Raw genomic sequence first — 19,188 nt, forward strand, 5'->3', positions numbered from 1 at the left:
TTTCGTGAAACGGTATTACTTCTTCATACTTCCTACTTCTTTGCCTAAACTTTGTAATACTGATGCTACCGGATATGATTTCACTCGTAAAATTGTTATACCAATTCACTTTAAAGATGTCACAAATAGTTTCAAACTTTAAATGTCAAATAATTGCCTCAAACCTTTCTCTTGTCAAAGTTTTTAGCCTATCCAATCTAACTTCAGAATTCAGAATTCAGAATTTTGTGAAATGCTATTACCCGATGGCTACCTGTAAAACAAGCCAGATGCCTTACTGTTTAAGCTTTAGGCTTAACTAGACCTACAATATTATAACTGAAACCCTTGTAGACGCATTCTATGGAATGTCTCTACTTTAATTTAGTATAATTATCTGGAATTAATATTATAGTCAACAAAAAATAGAAAATATAGAACAAATCATCTCAAAAAGAAAACAAAAAATGGCAAATATAGAACAAATCATCTCAAAAAGAAAACAAAAAATGGGATAATTTTTATCAACTAGTTGTGCAATCAAGAATTATTTGTGCTCCATACTATTATTGGTCAATGTTCGACATAAAATAAGAGGGTGCTTGTAATCATTAACTTATGTGAAAAATGGCAAATTACTAAATATAATAATTAGGTAAAGATAATGGAATCAGATATAATAGCAAATAATATATTAATTGTTGACGATCAAATTCCTAACTTACGAGTTTTAACAGCTATGTTAAAGGAAAAAAATTATCAAGTTAGAAAAGCTACTGATGGTGAAACTGCAATTGAAGCAGTGGAAATAGAACCTCCTGATTTAATTATTTTAGATATAAAAATGCCAGGTATGGATGGCTATGAAGTTTGTCAATCCTTAAAATTAAACGATGCAACTAAAGATATTCCGATTATTTTTATTAGTGCTTTAAATGAAGTATTTGATAAAGTAAAAGCCTTTGAGGTAGGAGGAATTGACTATATTACAAAGCCATTTCAGGAAGAAGAAGTATTAGCAAGAATCAAAAGTCAGTTAACGATTAAACAACAACAAAAGCTCTTAGAAAAAGAAAAAGAAAGACTCAAGCAAGAAATTGAAAAAAGAAAAGAAATAGAAGCAAGTTTATATCAATCTAGAGCATTGATTTCTAGTATTGTAAATAATTCCCTTGATGGGGTTGCTGCCTTGGAGGCAGTTAGAAATCCTAGGACAGGAAATATAGAAGATTTTCGCTGTCTAATTGTTAATCCTATTATGGCTAAAATTTTCAATCAACAATCAGAAGATTTAATTGGCAAGTTGGTTTTCAAAAGATTTATTAATAAAGTTGAGCTTAACTCATTTGATGATTTTGTTGGAGTTGTAGAAACAGGAATATCCTGGCAAAAGGATTTTAGTTATGAGTACAAGGGAGAGAAAAGATGGTATTCTTGTATAGCAGTTAAGTTAGATGATGGTTTTAGCGTTACAGTTAGAGATATTACTGAAAGAAAAAAACAGGAATTAGAATTAAATAATTTCGCTAGTATAGATAGTTTAACAGGTATTAGTAACCGCCGTATTTTCGATCGAACTTTAGGGAAAGAATGGCAAACTTGTCAAAGAGAAAAACAAGTTTTGGCCTTAATTATTATGGATATTGACTACTTCAAAAAATATAATGATTACTATGGTCATCAACAGGGTGATAATTGTTTAATCCGTGTTGCACAGGCAACTTCTAAAGTTATCAAACGCCCCAGGGATCTTGTTGCTCGTTATGGAGGTGAAGAATTTGCCATCATTTTACCCAATACAGATCGCAAAGGAGCGATCGCTATTACTAATATGATTCAACAACAGATTAAAGAGCTAGCAATTCCCCATGAGCGCTCAGAGGTAAGTCCTCTTGTTTCTGTTAGTCTGGGAATTTCCTGTGTGATTCCTACTGCAGAAAGTTCACCGAAGATTTTGTTTGATATGGCAGATCGAGCGATGTATACGGCGAAACACCAGGGGCGAAATCTGGCGATCGCCTATACTTCTTCCTGAAGGTTGTAATATAGAATCCGGGTAATTAGTTATCGTATCGCGTTGGAGTTAGGAGTTTAGGAGTCAGAATTCAGAATTCAGAATTCAGTATCAAGAAAGAATTTGAAGAGCATGAATTTTTAAATTCCTATTCAATAGAACATCTGTATTAAGAGGAAGTAATGGGTGCAATTACTGTATAACATAGAATCCGGTTATATAATATATGTTGATAATTTCTTAAATTACTTCAATCTCCCCTACTACCCTACTCCCCACTCCCAACTATACAGTAAGTATTCAACCGAATTTGATATCACATACATATACTATATACCGGATTCTATATAATAGACATCTCCGGAAAAGAGGAAATACTTAACACTTAACAGGGAACAGGAAGAAAGAATAGATAATTTATGGATTAGAATTGATTTGATTTTTAATTTTCACGCCTATGTCTAATGGAATAACCAATAACTTAGAATAAAACGGAAAAATCCTTTCACAGTTTAGATTATAGCTGTCAAAGCTCCCTAAACTAATGCTAATACAATCTAAAAAAAATAGTACAGCTAGTCTTTTTCCCTATGTGGCTACATTCTTAGCTATACTTGTGGTACTTGCGATCGCTTGGATTCTGGATCGTTCCGAACAAAAGCGATTTCAACAACAAAATCGTGCCAATGTTCTCCATCAACTTAGCACGGTGCGAGCTAACTTAGAAGCAGCTTTAAATCAGCGACTTTTCTTAATGCGGGGTTTAGTTGCTTATATTTCCTCAGTTAATCCTGATATTAGCCAAGCAGAATTTGAAAATCTAACTAGGATAATTGTAGCGAAACAACCAGGAATTCCTAGTGCTGCTCTATTTAAAGATTCCATTTGCACTCATCTTTATCCCCTTGCTGGACAAGAAGAAGCTTTAGGTTTTGAACCTCTAAAAGTACCAAATGAAAGGGAAGCATTCCAAAGAGCAATTAATACTAGAAATACGGTTGTTTCAGGTCCAGTTGATTTATTTCCTCAAGGAGGTAGGGTTTTAATTACCCGCACACCCATTTTTCTCACACCTTTTGGTCAAAAACCTGAAAGTGGAGCATATTGGGGTATGGTGAGTATTGGCATTGATTTCGATATCCTCTTGGAAGAAGCAGGAATAGTTAATCCTAAAGGAGAACTACAGTACACAATTCGAGGTCAGGATGGACTAGGAAAAGATGGGGCAGTATTTTGGGGAAATAAAGATATTTTTGCCAAAAATCCAGTAATTTTAGACGTTAAATTGCCTAATGGTTCATGGCAAATAGCAGCAATTCCCCTAGGAGGATGGCAAAAGAATAACCCCATATCTAGAAGATTATGGTTGGGTAGTAGTCTTGTCGCTATTTTGGTTGGTATCTTAATGTATATTTTAGTAAGCGCACCAGGACGTTTGCGAGAAGCAGTAAAACAAGCCACGGTGGCACTACGAAAAAATGAAGAACTATTGGAACAACGCATTATGGAACGTACTGCTGAACTAGGAAAGGCCAAAGAAAAAGCTGAAGTTGCCAATCTTGCCAAAAGTCGTTTTATTGCGAATATGAGCCATGAATTACGCACACCTTTAAATGCAATTTTAGGCTTTTCTCAAATTATGAAACGTCAGAGTTCTTTAAGTCAAGAAGTCCAAGAAAATATCAAGATTATTAGTCGTAGTGGGGAATATTTACTGAGTTTAATTAATGATATTTTAGAATTAGCCAAAATAGAAGCAGGAAAACAAAGTTTCAGACCTAATAATTTTGACCTATATTTTATTTTAGATGAAATCAAGACTCTTTTTGAAATAAAAGCTAAAGACAAAGGATTAGAATTAATTTTTGAAATAGATGAAACTGTTCCCAGATATATCTGCACTGATGAAACAAAATTACGTCAAGTTTTAATTAATTTACTTAATAATGCAATTAAATTTACTTTTGAGGGTAGAATATTTGTGAAAGTAAAAACTCAGGGTAGCACAGACATATTGCCTGTTTTAGAAACTCAAAAATCTGTATTAGGAATTAAAAATCAAACAATCAATACCTCAAAATTACTGTTTACTGTAGAAGATACAGGAGTAGGGATAGCAGCAGCAGAATTAAATCAAGTATTTGAAATATTTACTCAAACAGAATCAGGAAAAAAAAGTCAAGAAGGCACAGGTCTAGGATTGTCTATCACCCGTACTTTTGTCAAATTGATGGGAGGAAATATTACTGTTAAAAGTGAACTCCAAAAAGGCTCTATCTTTGCATTTAATATTAATGTAAATATAGTTAATTCCACAGAAGTAAAAGTAGAAAAAATAGAGCATTATCCCATTAGATTAAAATCGAATCAGCCCACTTACAAAATACTAATCGTAGATGATATAGAAATTAATCGTCAATTATTAATCAAATTACTAGAGCCATTAAAATTTGAACTAAAAGAAGCTATAAATGGTCAAGAAGCAATTGAAATATGGCATAATTGGCATCCTGACTTAATCTGGATGGATATGAAAATGCCTGTAATGAATGGTTATGATGCAACTCAATATATTAAAGGCACAATACAAGGAATAAAAACGAAAATCATAGCATTAACCGCGAGTGTATTAGAAGAAGAAAAATCAATGATTTTATCAGCAGGCTGTGATGATTTTGTGAGAAAACCTTTCCGAGAATCTATGATTTTTGAAACAATGAAAAAACATTTAGGAGTTGAATATATTTATGCAGAAGAAGAGGAAGAAGCTGAAACAAATAAAATAGAAGCTTTAAAACCAGAGGATTTAATTATCATGCCTCCAGAATGGTTAGAAAAGTTGTATTATGCGAGTAAAGCTTTAAATGATGATATGGCTTTAGGGCTAATTGCAGAAATACCAGAAACACATTCTTTATTAGCTAATCAGTTAACTTCTTTAGTTGAGAATTTTAAACTCAAGCAAATTAAAACAATCATCGAATTAATTTTATGAAAATTAAGAGAGTAGGGATTAGGGGAAAAAATATACTTGTATACTTAATAAGTAGATCGAAAATAATTTTGCCTACCTACTTAAGGTTAAGGGCAGTGTTTTTTGTTTGTTATTGACTTTGAGTTTAGTCTTAAACGATTTCATTTTAACTGGTTAGCTACCTCTTTCAATTGCTTAACAATTTGCTGGTTTTTATCGCTTCTTGAACCATAGAGTCTGGCAGAAAATACTGTAATTATTTCGAGCACATCTTCAGCCAAAACTTCTTCAAAGGTAGAATCTTCCGAACGATTAATGATTACTACTTCTGTACCAAATATTTCACACAAAGTAAATATTAAGTCACTACCAAATCTCAGCAATCTGTCTTTATGAGTTAAGACTAATCGTTCTACTTGCTCTGAGCAGATCAGTTTGATTAACTTAATCAATCCTTTTTTGCGATAGTTTAAACCACTACCTGAGTCTGATATGACTTCAAAAGACCAACCTTGTTGAGCGCAATATGCTTCTAAAACTATTTTTTGGCGCTCTAAGTCATCTTTTTGGTCATGGCTACTGACTCTAGCATAGGCAACGGTCAAAGAATTATCTTGTTTGTTACCGATTAAGTTAGAGACAGTAAATCGTCGATGACCACCTTCGGTACGGATTGATTTGATCCGTCCTTCAGTTTCCCATCGTCTAATTGTTTTTGTTGACACTCCTAGCAGTTCTGCTGCTTGAGATACGGTTAATAAGTTAGACATGAATCTAGTATATCACAATAGACCTCTCCGGAAAAGAGGGAGTAGGGAGTAGGGAGTAGGGGAAAGAATTAATGATTTCTGCGTATGGGATTGATTTGATTTTTAATTATCACGCCTATGTCTAATATAGCAATTCCCATGTTTTAGGGAATAGGGAACACTTAACTGGGAATAGGGAATAGAAAAGAAATAAAAATAAGTGTACCTCATTAGCCTGAGAAACGCTATAATTATTTTAATACTGTTGACTACCCTCTTCTACAGACCTAATACCAAAGCGCATCAATGAGGTATGGGGAACGGAAAGTTGGGAAAAAGCTCTCAAAACATAATTGAATTAATAATCAACTGTTGCGCAACAGTTGTTGTAAAAATCAACTAAAGTGCTACTATTTAAATGAAACCATTTGTATCTAAAACTTTGGCAATTTTTTGTCCTGTACTTAGCTGAATTTTATACTTAAACTTTTAGATTGAAATGACACAATAAACAAAACCAATATTCTATTTTGTGTATTTTTACGGATGTTTTTACAGTTGGATATATCGATAAATTTTTTTCTATTTTAAAATTATTTATAAACTCCATTCAGTGAGAGAAATAGGCAATATAAACTTATGCAATAATTGAGATTGGAGATGATTTAAAAACCCCCAATATACGGCTTTAGTCTTACTTTTAGACTATTTACTTTTGGCTTTAAACAATCAATAAATGATTTTACTTAAGTAAAAACTAGCAAAAAAATATGATAAATACAAGTTATATTTGCTATACATAAATAAATCTATAATATCCAGGAACTATTATCGAAAATATTAGTCCGGAGCCAGGAACAATCAAATTATAAAGTTCAAGATTTTTTAGAATTATTTTCCTGATATAAAAACTCAAATTAGTAAAACTAGATAGTTGAAATACTTATTTAATATCAAACAGATAAATTGTCAAGTAAGGCAATTATTATCTAATATCAAATCCGGTTAAACAGTCATAGATTGGTTAAGTCAAAAAGAGTCAGGAGGCAGAATTCAGAATTCAGGAGGAGAGAGAATCACTTTGACTTAGTAGTTATGACGATTCAGACGGATTCGATATAACAACCAAATTAACAAAATCAACTCCTTAACAAGGAATACTAAACCAGAAAAGCATAGTATTTTTTTGTCAATTTATTGCCAATTTAGAGTCAAAGTTATCAATTTTTATCAAAAAATACTCAGAAGACATCTCCGGAAAAGAGGGAACAGGGAACACTTAACTGGGAACACTTAACCCACCCCTAACCCCTCCGGTGGAGGGGAGTAATTGATAATTTCTGGATCACAATTGATTTGATTTTTAATTTTCACCAGATGTCTAGAGTATTTAACAACTCTTTCATAACTTACTAATAGTCAACATAAACTACAAAATAAAAATTACCATGTCAGAAATAATAATTAATCCTACCTTACCTGAAAGTATACAAGTTGATGCTAATACAGGTACAGTAATCATCGAAGGATTCAACGATCGCCCAAACCGCTTAAATGGCACTATTAATAACGATCGAATCCAACTAGGTTCTCTGAATGATGTAGCGGTTGGTTTAGAGGGTGATGATACCATCTGTGGAGGAGATGGTGATGACTCAATGATAGGTAGTCAAGGGGATGATTTTCTTCAAGGAAAAAACGGGAATGATGTTCTCCGAGGTGGGGGTGGCAACGACGAACTCCAGGGCAACCGGGACGATGATACCATCACAGGAGAGGATGGTAACGATATTATCTATGGTGGAAAAAATAATGATAACCTTTCTGGTGGAAATGGCAACGACACCATTTATGGTAATGAAGACAATGATACAGTGGATGGAGGTGATGGAGATGATTATATTCAGGGTAACGAAGGTCTTGATACCATCGCTGGTAGACTTGGTAATGATACTATATTCGGTGGAAAAAATAATGACTTCGTTGAAGGTAACGAAGGAGATGATATCCTGTTTGGCAATCTAGGCAATGATACCCTTAGAGGTGGTGATGCTAATGACTTTCTCCAAGGCAACCAAGGAGATGATATCCTGTTTGGGGAAGAGGGTAGGGATACTCTCCGAGGTGGAAAAGAAAATGATATCCTGGATGGTGGAGTTGATAATGATTTTTTATTAGGTGATGATGGCAATGATACATTATTCGGCGATATTGGTAATGATTGTTTAGAGGGTGGTATTGGTGCTGACTTCCTCCTAGGTGGGAATGGTGACGATACTCTCCGAGGTGGTGAAGGTGCAGATACCTTTATTGGTGGCATTGGTAATGACATAATTGATGGTGGCAGTGGGGCAGATTTTTACATCTTTGATAATGCTCCAGGAAATGTTGATACTCTCACGAATTTCCAAGGTACTACACAGGGGGATATTATTCAGATAGATGATGCGATAATTTCTGGTAGCACTGCGGACTTACAAATAGTTCAAGATATTGGAGAATTTAATGGTGTTAGTAATATAGTCTACGAAGAAGATACAGGTAATCTTTACTTTGTTGACTTAAGTAACACACTACAACAGTACGCAGTTTTAGAAATTCCATCTGCTCAAGATATTCTTACTACAGATGACTTTGAAATTATCTAAAACACCAGTAAAAAAATCATTTGAGTCAATCCAATCTTTTTTGAGTCTTGGTGAAATAAGGTATGAAATTCGTATCGAAGTAAGATTGATAAATAGTTGTGCTTTTAGGAATTTCCTAGTTGAGAGAGGGAACAGGGAACAGGGAACAGGGAACAGGAAGTCTATAGGATGTGTAATTAATTTTGCATAGGAACTTAGTAAGAAAAAAAGCTCTTTTAACTACTGACTACTGTACGGACGATTCGCGAATCTCGCCTACTAAAAATCATACAATCATTCACCAACACCCTTTTTTGATATTATAACAACAAAAAAATTATTCCCAAAAACTATAGGAGTTAATATAGCAAACTTTAGTCAAACTTAGTGTGATATCAAATCCGGTTGAATACTTATTATATAGTTGGGGGAGTAGGGGAGATTGAATATTGAAGTTATAGTTATAAAATAAACATATACTATAGCAATTCCCAAAAAGCGTGAGATACAAAATTCCCTGGTTTTAGGGAACACTTAACTGGGAATAGGAAGTAGGGAGTAGTAATTCTGGTTCCGTAGGAATAAATAAAGAAGAAAAACAACTGTACCTCATTAGCTTGGGAAACGCTATCTATATATAACCGGATTCTATATGAAAAAACGTTTTACAGAGACACTACAAATTTCACTGATTCAAATCGTTTGGGGTAGCGATTTTATTATGCTCGTAATAGTAAAATTAAAGAGTATAAAATTAATAACGCAGGGCTTACGCAGTACCGGTATATATAGTGTATTTTGGTGATTATTTCAGATATTTTTACTACAATTACTGCCTTTGCCTAAGTCCTGTAATAGTAAAATTACTGCTAAGTTCAATAATTAATAATTAATAATTACCTCTCCTTGAAAAGAAGAGGATTGACTCAAAGGAAAAATTTTTCTTGTTTCTCCTTTAAAGGAGAGGCTTTAAACCTTAATTTTTCGGTAAGAGGTTCCGTTAATCCTTATTTTGGTGTTTATAATGATTCACAAAACCTCAAATAATTATTATTTCAACTAACTCTAATAAGGTTTTTAGGTCTGTTTATTCTTTTACTATTCATGTTTTGTTTGTCACTAAATAGTTTAAAAAGCAAGGAATATCAAGAGTTTTTGTTGATGCTCTATTTTGTTACATAGTTTGGTTGATTTGCCCCTACCTACTTAACGTAGATATTGAGAAAATATTACCTGAAAACCCAACATAAAAAAATTATTCTGGCAACTTATATTGTCCGACAATTTTCTTAGCAAACTCTGGCACATGAGCCTCTAATTTTTCTGGATGATTCCGCTTTACATAAAGATAATTGCGAGTAAAATGGGAATCAATAGAAAACCGCCCATATTCCAAACCTTTAGGACCAATTCTTTCAATTACAACTCCCATTAATTTTGCTGCCCACATTGGTAAAGTTACAGCTTGGTCATAAGCTGGAATACTTTGTTGAACAGCTTGATGTCTATCTCCCTGAGACATTACAGATTGAGTATCTAATTGATTCATCACCAAATCTAACATTTGTTTTCCCGTCTCATTTCTAACAGTAAGCCACTGCCAACCAAAGGGCGCTCCCATATATCCCACTACCAAATCTGCTAAACCATTTACATAGTCAAAACAACTCAGACAAGAAGGGGCAAAAATATCTTTCAGCTTTTTAGTATTCAAACCAAAAAATGGTACTTTTTCTATAGTTCCATCCTCATGTTTAAAATGTACTCGAAAGTCTTGCATAAATTCATAATGCACAACAGTTTCTGGTGACTTACTTGTAGTTTCCAAGAACTTTTGCAAACCATCTCTTGTCACATTATCCACACAGGGAGTTCCCAAAACATAGAGCTTTTCTAAACCTAATTTTTTTTCTACAGCTCGTAATGCTTGAATCTGACAACCAACCCCTATTACTAATAATTTTTTCAGCCCAGAATTTTCAATTTCTTCTAATACTGAAAGATTAGGAGAAAGAGTCGGTTTATTAACTTTTGCCGCCAATACTTCCTCTGGAGTACGGGCAATAACTGGCATTGGTTGAAAGCGGTCTTCCTTGGTATTTTGCACGCAGACTACACCCTCAACAATACCTCGGTTCAACATTTCACAGGCGATCGTACTTACAATACCAGTCCATTGTGCGCCTTCAATAGGTTGTTTTTTCCGAGCTGCCATCATATCCTGATGAACGCCGAAATAGGTTTCATTATCATTATCCAGGTTGCGGGTGCGTCCGTGAGTTTGTTGTTCGAGGTTGTCGAATTGTTGGTTAAGAAATGCACAAGCATCCTTGACATAATGGATATAATATGTATCGCAAAGACCACATTCGCTACAGAGTTCTTTGGCGGGGCGACGGGCACCTGGTCTGAGAGCTTTGGCTTTCTTATGTTTGGGAGTGTTTGGAGTTGAAATAGTCATAGAAAGTTGATTTGTTAAAGTGAGTGACTTTTATCTAGGATACCTTGTCATCAAATCAATCTCACTGTATAGTTTCAAAATCAATTATCAGCTTATAGATAAAGCTGGTTTAGCCATCTAAATCGATAATTAAGGATAACTGGACAAAAATGGCCACCATACCCCCAATCAATGATGTTTACGAATTTCTAGAAGACTACCTTAACGATGAGGAAAACTCTACAGTTTTCGGAACTGCTTTAGCCTATAATCCTGATTTGGAAAATTCTTCACCCTTTGTTTTCCGAGGCGAAACAGGATTAGAGAGAGTTGATATTGCTGACAATTTTGACTATACTGAAGCAATTTGGTATCAAGTACCTGTGGAAATGGAGGAAGCTTTATGGAGCGAGCCATATTTCGATATTCGTGGTGCAGGTGAGGATATAGCTCTAACCACTTATTCTATTCCCCTATATGAAAATAACGAATTTGTGGCGATCGTTACTAACGACTTGCTATTGGCAAGTATTGATGATTTGGGAGGACAACAAACTCCTATTAGTGAAGCTCTTAATAGTTTTGCAGAAACATTTAATCCAGATGCAAATAATGATGGAGTCTTGGATGACCAGGATATTGAGGGTATTTTCGAGGATTTAGAAACCTATCTGAATGATGAAGGTAGTTCTACTGTTTTTGGTGGTGCTTTTGCCTTTAACCCAGAGGTTCAGAGTGCTGCCCCTTTTGTTTTCCGAGGTGAGGAAGGATTAGAACGAACTGATGTTCCTCCAGGAACTGATTATACTACAACTGTTTGGTATGCAGAACCAGTTGAAGCAGGAGAAGCTGTTTGGAGTTCTCCCTACTTTGATGTAACTGGTGCAGGTGAGGATATATTTCTAACAACCTATTCTATTCCCTTTTTTGCCGAAGATGATTCTCTAGTTGGTGTTTTAACTAGCGACCTCCTGATAGAATCTTTTGAATCAGGTGAAATTGAATCTCAACAGGATGTTATCAGGGAATCAGCTTTAGAATTAGCTGAGGATGTTAGTGAAGATTTATTGGAAATTCCTGTCCCTCCAACTGCGCCTTTTATTCAACAAGATTTGTACTTCGGACTGAGCAGACCTGATGGTGGTGAAGTTTCTGAAGCAGAGTTTGAAACCTTTTTAAATAATGTCATTGCACCTAGTTTTGCCGGTTTAACTCTGTTCGATGCTCAAGGACAAGTACGAGATGGTGATACCATCCTCACAGAACCTTCTAAGGTGGTGACTTTACTGCTCGAAGATACCGCAGAAAACGAAGCTGCTGTCAATCAAGTTGTGAGTGAATATGCAGCACAGTTTGGCGGAGCGGGTGTTCTAGAAGTCGTGAATAAAGATGACTTCCAGGTGAGTTTTGGGGTGGCAGAGGATATAATTGAAAATGATCCGACTCCAGAACTGATTCAAGCAGATTTGTATTTTGGTCGCAACTTTGACGGAGGGGAGGTTTCCGATGAGGAATTTCAATCTTTTGTCACTGATGAAATTGCATCTCGTTTTATAGGTTTGACTCAGTTCGATGCTCAAGGACGAGTGCGTGACTCGGATGACAACATTTTGAGCGAACGCTCTAAAGTTGTTACCTTACTGTTAGAAGATACCGAAGCTAACGAAACCGCAATTCAAGAAGTATTGGGAATTTACCAACAAGAGTTTTCTGGTAGTGGGGTAGCACAAACTGTTAATGAAGATGTAGCGATAGCTTTTGAAGTAGTAGAGGATATAATTGAAAACGATCCGACACCGGAAGTAATTCAAGCAGACTTATATTTTGGTCGCAACTTTGAGGGAGGAGAGGTTTCAGACGAGGAATTTCAATCTTTTGTAACTGATGAGATTATATCCCGTTTTCCAGGTTTGACTCAGTTCGATGCTCAAGGACAAGTAGGAGATGATGCAGAACTCTCTAAAGTTGTCACCTTACTGTTAGAAGATACCGAAGCTAACGAAACCGCAATTCAAGACGTGCTAACTACTTATCAGGAGGAATTCAACGGTGCAGGTGTCGCACAGGTAATTGATGAGGATATTGAAACTTCTTTAGATGCAACAACTTTGGAACCAACTGCGCCTTTTATTCAACAAGATTTGTACTTCGGACTGAACATCCCTGATGGTGGTGAAGTTTCTGAAGCAGAGTTTGAAACCTTTTTAAATAATGTCATTGCACCTAGTTTTGCCGGTTTAACTCTGTTCGATGCTCAAGGACAAGTACGAGATGGTGATACCATCCTCACAGAACCTTCTAAGGTGGTGACTTTACTGCTCGAAGATACCGCAGAAAACGAAGCTGCTGTCAATCAAGTTGTGAGTGAATATGCAGCACAGTTTGGCGGAGCGGGTGTTCTAGAAGTCGTGAATAAAGATGACTTCCAGGTGAGTTTTGGGGTGGCAGAGGATATAATTGAAAATGATCCGACTCCAGAACTGATTCAAGCAGATTTGTATTTTGGTCGCAACTTTGACGGAGGGGAGGTTTCCGATGAGGAATTTCAATCTTTTGTCACTGATGAAATTGCATCTCGTTTTATAGGTTTGACTCAGTTCGATGCTCAAGGACGAGTGCGTGACTCGGATGACAACATTTTGAGCGAACGCTCTAAAGTTGTTACCTTACTGTTAGAAGATACCGAAGCTAACGAAACCGCAATTCAAGAAGTATTGGGAATTTACCAACAAGAGTTTTCTGGTAGTGGGGTAGCACAAACTGTTAATGAAGATGTAGCGATAGCTTTTGAAGTAGTAGAGGATATAATTGAAAACGATCCGACACCGGAAGTAATTCAAGCAGACTTATATTTTGGTCGCAACTTTGAGGGAGGAGAGGTTTCAGACGAGGAATTTCAATCTTTTGTAACTGATGAGATTATATCCCGTTTTCCAGGTTTGACTCAGTTCGATGCTCAAGGACAAGTAGGAGATGATGCAGAACTCTCTAAAGTTGTCACCTTACTGTTAGAAGATACCGAAGCTAACGAAACCGCAATTCAAGACGTGCTAACTACTTATCAGGAGGAATTCAACGGTGCAGGTGTCGCACAGGTAATTGATGAGGATATTGAAACTTCTTTAGATGCAACAACTTCGGGAGCAGATAACCTCGAAGGTGATAGTGGTGATAACCTTATCAGTGGTCTTGGTGGCAACGATACTATTGCAGGTTTTGCTGGCAATGATGAACTGCTTGGCAACCGAGGTGACGACAGTATTAGTGGCGGTGCTGGTGATGACACTCTCAAGGGTGGTTATGAAAACGATACTCTCAAGGGTGGTAGTGGTGATGATAGTTTGATTGGTTGGATAGGTTTTGACGCATTATTAGGTGGTAGTGGAAATGATAATCTCAGTGGTGGTCAAGGTCGCGATCGCCTCAATGGTGGTGAAGGTGATGATATTTTGACTGGTGGTGCTAGTCGAGATAAATTTATCTTTGCTGCTAATCAAGCATTCAGCGAAGTAGAATTAGGTGTGGATGAAATTACCGATTTTGTACCCGGTCAGGATATGATTCTACTAGACTTGACAACATTTACTGCCATTACAACTGAAGCGGGTGCTAGTCTGGGTGATGAATTTGCTTCAGTTGATGGTCTTGTTGCTGAGAGTGAAGCTATAATTGTTTATAATTCGATTGATAACGGGTTGTATTATAATGCTAATGGTAGCGAAGATGGTTTCGGAAATGGTGGTTTATTTGCGACTATTTCTGATGAAGTTTTTCCAACAGTGGATGATTTCTTAATTAGAGCATAAAATCTATCTGTAGGTTGCGTTGCAACGCATCTCGCACCTTGTTTATTTACTTACGAAACTTGGTGAAAAACAGTAATCAGGGCAATAAACCCGGTTTCTTGTTTGGTAACTAATTACCCGAATTCTATTGACCCATTTTTACCATGTCTGGATAATCAGCGATAAAAAAGTTTTTGTTTAAAGTTTTTGTTTGTAGTAGGGTTTTAGCCCCAAATTATAGAAGTTGCTAAAGCCCTACTACAAGCTTTAATTATAACTATTCAACCAGAGATGATATAACTACACATTCAAGGAGAAAAAATTAAGTGCCTTACAGCGATTTCACATTACCCAAAATCCAACAATAATTTTCTTTAACCATCAATGAAAAAATCGATTTTTTGGCCAATATTCCAGAAGTTCAACCAAGTGATTTTTTAAAACAAACATTACAAAATAACTTACCATTAGCCTTAGCAATTAATACAGAAAAAGCCCGTTTCCTGACGGAATGCTCCGCAAACAGAAATGATTATTGCCCCGATTTTAATAGAATTCCGAAAAATCCTGAATAATCAAATTAGCCTGTTTTCAGGAACAGAATTTAACGTGGATACTGCCAGAGAATTAAATGGTACTTGTGACTTTCTCATCAGTCTAGACCCAGAACAACTATTTATTAAATATCCAGTTTTTGCCATTGTCGAAGCTAAAAAAGAAAACTTAAACGCCTGACTAGGGAAATGTCTCGCAGAAATGATTGCAGGACAAATATTTAATCAGCAACAAGGCAATCAAATTTCCACCATTTACGGCGTCGTCACAACTGGAAATATTTGGAAATTCTTACAATTAGAAAATGCAGAAGTTCACATCGATCTAACTGAATACTTTATTAATAACTTAGAGAAAATTTTGGGAATTTTATCCCTGGGAATTAATAGTAATTTGCCCAACCAAAAGGTTTTCAATAATGAATAATGAATAATTAATAATTAATAATTACCTCTCCTTGAAAACGGATAGGATTGACTAATCATGAAAATTTTTATTCTCTTGGTCGATTGGATATGGCGAGGAGACCTCGCCATCCCATCCTAACGGACTGCTCCGCAAACGACCGCTTATTATCCCCTATCCAAGGGGAGGCTTTAAACCAAAATTTTTCGGTAAAAAAAGAATAAATTAATTGAAAATGCTATATGTCAAGACATCCTCTCAAGAGGGGAATATACTGACAATTTTCCCAGTAATACCAATTTAAAAAAAGAATGTTAGGAATAATAACAACTATTAAATTTACGGTAAATGTTTATTTGACAAAAAAGACAATTACAACATAAAAAATAGTCTCAAATTTATTCATTTTGACTCCTGACTCCTGTCTACTGACTCCTTTTTCTGTATCTTTAGAATACAAAAATTTGCATTTCTGCCGGATTATTTAAGAAAAGTTAAGTTAAAAGTAAATTTTGTTACAGAATTCAACTGAAGTAAATTGAGATACTATTTAGGTAATTTTATTGGCCACCAAATGAACAGCTTTAGCTTGGCTTCCCTAATATTTCCAGCAATCTTAGGACTAATAACAGGAGTAGGTCACGGAATCGTTTCCCATCAAGCAGATTTACCAATATCCCTAACTGACCAACTTCAATTACCTCTACAAATTAATCAATCCTGGGAAAAATAAATATTGATTAAGAGTATCTAATTTTTATTAACAGTATCTACTTATACAGAAATATCTGAGATAATAGAGGTGTAAGTAATTGAGGATACTTAGAATTATGCAATTTCAGCACTCTGAGAATAAATCCGCTTTAGACCGAGTTGTCGCTAGTTTTCTCGTAGCCTTTTCGATGTTCATGGTAAGTTACACTGCAACCCGTGTTTATCTAGCTGACTCATCACCAGTAAATGCTCAAGCAGAATCAAATGTTATCCCTCATCCAGTTTCGTTGTGGAGCGAGTTGGGGAAATAATCATTGTCAAATATTGGTAAATGGGAAACTATAATTCGCCTTGAGTGCATAATTCTGGGGTTTTCACAGAATTATGCACTAACTTTTCAGGTTATATCAGTTTTATAGAGCAGGTTTGATCCATCCTCAAAAATTTGTTCAAGTTAATTCCAGTGAATAATAACCCCCGTCAATTAGCTTTTATAATTCTCCAAGAAATACATCGAAAACAAGCTTTTGCCGATTTTGCTTTAGATAAATATCTGAGAAAAAATGACTTAATTGATGCTAACCGACGATTAGTTACAGAATTAGTTTATGGGTGTGTCAGAAGACAGCGATCGCTTGATGCTATTATCGACGAATTAGCAAAAAAGAAGTCTCACCAACAAAACCCAGATTTACGCATAATTCTCCATATTGGTTTATATCAATTATCTTATTTAGAACAAATTCCAGAATCAGCAGCAGTTGATACAACAGTTGAGTTAGCCAAACAAAATAAATTTGCTAAATTAGCAGGTTTTGTTAATGGTTTACTCCGAGAATATATTCGGCGCGACTTGACTATAAATCTGCCAGAAAATCCAGTACAAAAATTAGGAATATCCTATAGTTTTCCTGACTGGATAATTGAATATTGGATAGAAAAATTAGGTTTAACGGAAGCCGAAAAATTATGTTCGTGGTTCAATCAATCCCCAAGCATTGATTTAAGAATTAATCCCCTCAAAACTTCTCTTGAAGAAGTAGAAACAGCAATTAAAAATACAGGTATTTCTGTTAACAGAATTTCCCAATTTCCCCAAGCTTTAAGATTAACTGGAGCAATAGGGCAAATTCAAAAATTACCAGGTTATAACGAAGGTTGGTGGTCAGTTCAAGATAGTAGCGCTCAGTTAGTTAGTTATTTATTAAATCCTCAACCAGGAGAAATAATAATTGATGCCTGTGCTGCGCCTGGAGGTAAGACGACTCATATAGCAGAATTAATGGGAGATAATGGTAAAATTTTTGCTATTGATAAAGCTGCTTCTCGGCTGAAAAAATTAGAGCAAAATGCCGAGAGATTGCAGTTAAAATCTATTTCTATTTCTACAGGTGATAGTCGAAATTTACCAAAATTTATTAACCAGGCAGACCGAGTTTTATTAGATGTTCCTTGTTCTGGTTTAGGTACTTTACACCGTCGAGCAGATGCGCGGTGGAGACAAACCTTAGAGAATATTCAAGAACTAGCAAAACTTCAGAGTGAGTTGTTAGAAACTGCAGCTAAATGGGTGAAACCTGGAGGAGTTTTAGTATATGCGACTTGCACAATTTATCCTTTAGAAAATGAGCGAGTTATTGAGGAATTTTTAGGCAATAATTCTGAGTGGGAAATTGAACCGCCAACTGTTGATTTTATTGTTTCACCTTGTACAGAAGGATGGATAAAAGTTTGGCCTCATAGAGAACAAATGGATGGATTTTTTATGGTGAAATTAAAAAGGAAGAAGGAAGAAGGAAGTTAATTAAAAAATCACATAAGGAATTAATTATCAAGTAATCTGTGGGGTGGGTTAAGTTTCCCTATAAAATGGTGCGTTACGCTTCGCTAACACACCCTACTGGACTGATATTATTTAATCGATGCTATTCTAAATAATGAAAACACAATTGGAGGGGGCTAAAAATGACTACAGAAACATCTCCCAAAACCGAGTTACCAACCGAAGTAACTCCGGACTGGGAACCACCCATGCCACCTACAGACTTAATCTTTGATGATGGAGAACTCTTGGAAAGCAAACGTCACCGTATTGCCATGAATCTTCTGATTGATTCCTTGTATCAACATTGGTCAGACCGCACCGACTTTTTTGCTGGTGGCAATATGTTTATTTATTACAGTAGCACTCAAGCGAGAAATCGCGATTACAAAGGCCCTGATTTCTTTGTGGTTTTGGATGTTGATGGCAAGACAGATCGTCAAGGATGGGTAGTTTGGGAAGAAGAAGGTCGTTATCCAGATATGATAATTGAACTCACATCTCCTTCAACTGCTAGTGTAGACATTGGCAAAAAAAAGGATATTTACGAGCGAACATTCCGTACTCCAAATTATTTTATTTTTAATCCATTTGATCGGAAGTCATTAAAGGGATGGCATCTGGAAAATAAGAAATATCAGGAGCTACAGCGGAACGATCGGGGATGGTTGTGGTGCGAGGAGTTAGAGTTATGGATGGGTACTTGGGAAGGAACTATTCTGCAAGAGTCGGCAGTATGGTTACGATTTTATGACCCCGAAGGAAATTTGGTATTATTACCAGGAGAAGTAGCTGAACAGGAACGTCAACGGGCTGAACAAGAACGTCAACGGGCTGAACAACAACAGCAACGAGCTGAACAACAACAGCAACGGGCTGAACGTCTGGCTGCTAAATTAAAAGAGTTAGGGGTCGATCCTGATTCTGTCTAATATCAAATCCGTTAGTCCAGTAGGGTGCGTTACGGCTAGCGCCTAACGCACCACTATTAATTCAAAAATCACATAATAATTATCAAGTAATCTGCGGGGTGGGTTAAGTGTTTCTAAAAGATGGTGCGTTACGCTTTCCTGCGGAATGCTGCGCAAACGCTTTTCATGTCGCGCAGCGAAACACACCCTACT

13 protein-coding genes are annotated in these 19,188 nt (G+C 35.9%); 11 read left to right on the forward strand and 2 right to left on the reverse strand.

What is annotated here, in order from left to right; genetic code table 11:
* Nucleotides 1-643: 643 nt before the first annotated feature.
* Together ACP6PM_RS09610 and ACP6PM_RS09615 are read left to right on the forward strand one after the other, a co-directional pair.
* The gene (locus ACP6PM_RS09610) at nt 644-2,014 is read left to right on the forward strand and encodes a diguanylate cyclase domain-containing protein (protein ID WP_426584028.1); all 1,371 of its coding nucleotides are present in this window, start codon (nt 644-646) and stop codon (nt 2,012-2,014) included.
* A 523-nt stretch (nt 2,015-2,537) separates the two neighbouring features.
* Nucleotides 2,538-4,988 (forward strand): ATP-binding protein, encoded by a 2,451-nt coding sequence (locus ACP6PM_RS09615; RefSeq protein ID WP_426584030.1) that lies wholly within the window; start codon nt 2,538-2,540, stop codon nt 4,986-4,988.
* Nucleotides 4,989-5,128: 140 nt separating this feature from the next.
* Here the strand turns inward: ACP6PM_RS09615 and ACP6PM_RS09620 are convergent, their stop codons facing one another.
* Nucleotides 5,129-5,737, reverse strand: coding sequence for an IS607 family transposase (locus ACP6PM_RS09620; RefSeq protein WP_426584032.1), 609 nt, complete (start codon nt 5,735-5,737; stop codon nt 5,129-5,131).
* A 1,427-nt stretch (nt 5,738-7,164) separates the two neighbouring features.
* Here ACP6PM_RS09620 and ACP6PM_RS09625 point away from each other — a divergent pair.
* Complete coding sequence (locus ACP6PM_RS09625; protein ID WP_426584033.1) at nt 7,165-8,364, forward strand: calcium-binding protein; 1,200 nt, start codon at nt 7,165-7,167, stop codon at nt 8,362-8,364.
* A gap of 1,234 nt (nt 8,365-9,598) precedes the next feature.
* On the opposite strand, the gene ACP6PM_RS09630 is transcribed toward ACP6PM_RS09625, so the two are convergent.
* Nucleotides 9,599-10,804, reverse strand: a complete 1,206-nt coding sequence (locus tag ACP6PM_RS09630) for a Coenzyme F420 hydrogenase/dehydrogenase, beta subunit C-terminal domain (RefSeq protein ID WP_426584035.1) — start codon at nt 10,802-10,804, stop codon at nt 9,599-9,601.
* Between the two features lie 149 nt (nt 10,805-10,953).
* Here ACP6PM_RS09630 and ACP6PM_RS09635 point away from each other — a divergent pair, with 149 nt between their 5' ends.
* The 8 genes from ACP6PM_RS09635 to ACP6PM_RS09670 all read left to right on the forward strand — a co-directional run bounded on the left by ACP6PM_RS09635 (nt 10,954) and on the right by ACP6PM_RS09670 (nt 18,996).
* Nucleotides 10,954-14,589 (forward strand): DUF3574 domain-containing protein, encoded by a 3,636-nt coding sequence (locus tag ACP6PM_RS09635; RefSeq protein WP_426584037.1) that lies wholly within the window; start codon nt 10,954-10,956, stop codon nt 14,587-14,589.
* Between the two features lie 380 nt (nt 14,590-14,969).
* Nucleotides 14,970-15,143 (forward strand): hypothetical protein, encoded by a 174-nt coding sequence (locus ACP6PM_RS09640; RefSeq protein ID WP_426584039.1) that lies wholly within the window; start codon nt 14,970-14,972, stop codon nt 15,141-15,143.
* A gap of 34 nt (nt 15,144-15,177) precedes the next feature.
* Nucleotides 15,178-15,303: a hypothetical protein gene (locus ACP6PM_RS09645; RefSeq protein WP_426584041.1), complete on the forward strand. Its 126-nt coding sequence runs from the start codon at nt 15,178-15,180 to the stop codon at nt 15,301-15,303.
* A gap of 21 nt (nt 15,304-15,324) precedes the next feature.
* The gene (locus tag ACP6PM_RS09650; protein ID WP_426584043.1) at nt 15,325-15,549 is read left to right on the forward strand and encodes a hypothetical protein; all 225 of its coding nucleotides are present in this window, start codon (nt 15,325-15,327) and stop codon (nt 15,547-15,549) included.
* Nucleotides 15,550-16,102: 553 nt separating this feature from the next.
* Entirely contained in the window at nt 16,103-16,261 is a 159-nt protein-coding gene (locus ACP6PM_RS09655) for a hypothetical protein (RefSeq protein ID WP_426584044.1), read from the forward strand.
* 97 nt (nt 16,262-16,358) lie between these two features.
* A complete protein-coding gene (locus tag ACP6PM_RS09660; protein ID WP_426584046.1) occupies nt 16,359-16,553 on the forward strand; it encodes a hypothetical protein in 195 nt (64 codons plus the stop codon).
* A gap of 152 nt (nt 16,554-16,705) precedes the next feature.
* Entirely contained in the window at nt 16,706-18,046 is a 1,341-nt protein-coding gene (locus ACP6PM_RS09665; protein WP_426584048.1) for a 16S rRNA (cytosine(967)-C(5))-methyltransferase, read from the forward strand.
* Between the two features lie 161 nt (nt 18,047-18,207).
* Nucleotides 18,208-18,996 carry a Uma2 family endonuclease gene (locus ACP6PM_RS09670; protein ID WP_426584050.1) on the forward strand — a complete coding sequence of 263 codons (789 nt, stop codon included), beginning with the start codon at nt 18,208-18,210 and terminating at the stop codon, nt 18,994-18,996.
* Nucleotides 18,997-19,188: the final 192 nt, after the last annotated feature.

The organism is Dapis brunnea BLCC-M229 (assembly GCF_050015995.1).
Taxonomy (GTDB): domain Bacteria; phylum Cyanobacteriota; class Cyanobacteriia; order Cyanobacteriales; family Microcoleaceae; genus Trichodesmium.